General features: G+C 67.8%; 4 protein-coding genes. 1 reads left to right on the top strand and 3 read right to left on the bottom strand.

From position 1 onward, the window contains the following. Both H926_RS29170 and H926_RS0119875 read right to left on the bottom strand, forming a co-directional pair. On the bottom strand, positions 1 to 458 hold a 458-nt coding region (locus H926_RS29170; RefSeq protein WP_022677845.1), incomplete at its 3' end, for a toll/interleukin-1 receptor domain-containing protein. Beyond that, positions 455 to 1,900, bottom strand: a complete 1,446-nt coding sequence (locus H926_RS0119875; protein WP_082209259.1) for a serine protease — start codon at positions 1,898 to 1,900, stop codon at positions 455 to 457. The genes H926_RS0119875 and H926_RS29170, both read right to left, overlap by 4 nt. A 157-nt stretch (positions 1,901 to 2,057) precedes the next feature. Between H926_RS0119875 and H926_RS0119880 the strand changes: the two genes are divergently transcribed. Then, a complete protein-coding gene (locus H926_RS0119880) occupies positions 2,058 to 2,732 on the top strand; it encodes a Crp/Fnr family transcriptional regulator (RefSeq protein ID WP_022677847.1) in 675 nt (224 codons plus the stop codon). Positions 2,733 to 2,749: 17 nt separating this feature from the next. Here H926_RS0119880 and H926_RS29175 read toward each other — a convergent pair. Beyond that, the coding region (locus H926_RS29175) for a hypothetical protein (RefSeq protein ID WP_043610568.1) at positions 2,750 to 3,013 on the bottom strand (264 nt) is incomplete at its 5' end.

Below are 3,013 nucleotides of genomic sequence, written 5' to 3' on the forward strand. Positions count from 1 at the left end.
GCCGCTGGCCCGCGCGCGCGCGGCTCGCCACGCGGCCCGGCCCGGATCGCCGCCAGCAAACGCTGTATCTCGCTGGCGTCGCTGCTGCCGTCCCAGCGCGAAAAATCGATCACGTGATATTGCCGGAAGCCCAGTGGCGGCATCGTGCCATCGAGCGAGATCGGCACGAAGCGGCCGCGATCGCGCCCATGCGCCGCCTCGTCGCGTACCCAGTCCGAAGAGACCGAGGCCGCCGACCAGGCGACGACGATCATCTCCGCCGCATCCAGCGCCGCCTCGATCGAATGGGCAAAGGCTTCGCCCCCGCCAATCCGTTCGTCCCACCACACGTCGAAACCCGCCGCCTGCAGCGCTGCCACCAGTTGCGCGGTCCGCACCCGATCAGCGCGGGCATAAGAGACGAACAGGGGAGGACCAGCCGCGCGGGTGACACTGGATGCTGTTGCCGCCTCGCTCATCGCGGCAGCGCCTCTGACCCCACCACGCGGCGAATCCAGGGCAGGTAGTGCGCCACGTTGGTGTAGATTCCCGGCACGTTGGGCAGGGCGCAGCCGTATCCGCCGGACACGATCCCCACCAGCGCCTCGGGATCATCGCCGTCCATGCCCACCAGCGGGCCGCCGCTATCCCCCTGGCACGAATCGCGCCCGCCCGGGCCATAGCCGGCACACAGCACGCCAGGCGTAACCACCCCGCGATAGTGCGGATTGCGCGCGCAGACCGCGCGCGGCACCGGATCGAGCCGCACCATGCGCAGATCGCTCGGTTCGTGCGTCACACGGCCGGCGTCATCGAGATGGGGCGCCGTGTCGTTGCCATGCGCGGTCATCGTTCCCCAGCCATAGACCGCCAGGATCACCCAATCGTCTGGCAAGGGATCATCGGCACGCACGCCCGAGATGCGCAAGGGTGCGATCCGCGTGGGATCGTTGATCGGCACCGTCTCGGCATCGGCGGCGATCCGCAACAGCGCGATGTCGTTGCGAAAGAGCCGCTCGTTGAAACCGGGATGCAGCACGACCTGGGTGATCGCGTACGTCGCGCCGCCATGGACGAGATCCTGCGTACCCAAGCGTATCCGCCGCCAGCGCCGCACATAATCGGGATCGATCGCGCCATCGGCATTGACGATGCAATGCTGCGCCGTCAGCACCCATTGCCGCGCGATCAGCACGCCGCCGCAATGATGGTGGAATTCGAAGGCCTGGCGCTGGTTCAGGTATTCGGCGTTGCGATTGCCGGCGCGCACCATGGCCGCGTCGGCGACGAAATCCTGCCTGACGTAATGGGCGGTCGAATAGAACTCGGCCTGCCACGGTGTCGCCTGCTGCAAATCGCGCACCCGCACCCCGCCGACGACGCCGTAGCTGCGACTGCGCACCCGGACCATGCACCGCCAGGCCAACCGCTTGCGCCCGGTCAGATGCAGCCCGCCGATGGTACGATCGGGCAAGGATGCCCCCACCGCCGCTGCCTGCCATATCCCGATGCGGCCGTGTTGCGGCACGGACGGGCAGGCGCGGCGGGGCGGGACCAGCGCCAAAGTTGCCAAGGCAGGAATGGCCTCGTCACCGAACACCTGCGCGGCCGAGGCAAAGAGCCGGTAGCGAATGCCATCGCGGACCAGATCACGATGCGTGACCGCAACTTGCGGCAAGCGCGTCATGACGCCGGCGTCCCCCTCGAGCCGCCAGGCAACGCCTTCCGTGATCTCGTACCGTCGCCCGTCGACGGCGACCACCCGCGTCACCACTTCGGGCCCGGCGGTTACTGGCGCTGCGCCATAGGCATGCCGCGCCTGCGCCGGCGCGGCCAAGGCGCCGAGCAGCGCAAGCGACGCAAGGCCACGCCAGCAGTTGCGTGCCACTGCCCACCAAGACTGACGCGTGCTCTGCCCCATGTGACTTTTTCTTGCGACGCGGCCCTGTCCGCGCAGATACTTAATTGCCCGATTTTACATTCCAGCGCAATTCTTCCTGCCTACTGTTGGGGCATCATTATCGGACAGAGCGCCGGCGGCTCTTTCGGGTGACCCCGCCAACTGGTAGGCTGCGCGCATGGATGCTCCCGCCCGCCAAGATGCCGAAAACGTGCTGGCCGAAACCTTTGCCTGCCCGCCCGCGGTGGCCACGGCGATCACCGGCAAGGCCCACCTGCGCGACTATCCCGCCAAGGCTGTGATCGTGGCGTGCGACAGCGTGTTCGATGCCGTCCATGTCATGGTTGCCGGCAATGCCCGGATGCAGGCTTTCGGGCTCGATGGCCGCCTGGTTGCGGTGGAAGACTATGGCCGTGGCGACCTGTTCGGCGAAAACGGCCTGTTCGAAACCGAACGCGCCGCGCATGATATTTCGGCGATGGTTGCCAGCCGCGCCGCGGCGATCGGCAATGCGGCCTTTCTCGATCTGATGGCCAACTACAACTGCGTGGCCCTGGCGGTATCGCGCCGCCTGGTGGCGCGCCTGTCAAAGATCACCCGCCGCATGGTGGAAGGCGCCACGCTTTCAGCCAATGGCCGCATCCATGCCGAAATCCTGCGCCAGGCCCAGGCCGGCAGCGCCATGACGATCAGCCCGGCGCCCGTGCTCAGCCAGCTTGCGCTCAAGGTGCAATCCACCCGCGAGACGGTGAGCCGGGCTATCTCGGCGCTGGAAAAGCGCGGCATCATCCGCCGCGACGCGCAAGGGCTTACCGTGGTCGCGCCCCACCGCCTGGAAGAACTGATCTTCTGACGCGCGCCCAGTGGCGCTCAATCTGCCACCGGCGAAATCGCGAACAGCCGGATATCGTCAACCTCGCCGACCAATTCGGGTGAAATCCGGTCTGCCTGGTTGACGCAGAGCGCCGCGGCCAGGGTTTCGCTGGCCGTGAGCACGCCGGGCAATGCGGCTGCGGCGATGGCGCCCAGTTCCGCGATGCCACGCCCGACCAGCGCCGCCGGCGCTTCCAGCCAATGGGCCAGGGCATAGTGGCCGCAGACGCGCAGCGGCACACTCACCCCCGGCGCGCCCAG

The sequence above is a fragment of the Novosphingobium sp. B-7 genome, from assembly GCF_000410615.1.
Taxonomy (GTDB): Bacteria; Pseudomonadota; Alphaproteobacteria; order Sphingomonadales; family Sphingomonadaceae; genus Novosphingobium; species Novosphingobium capsulatum.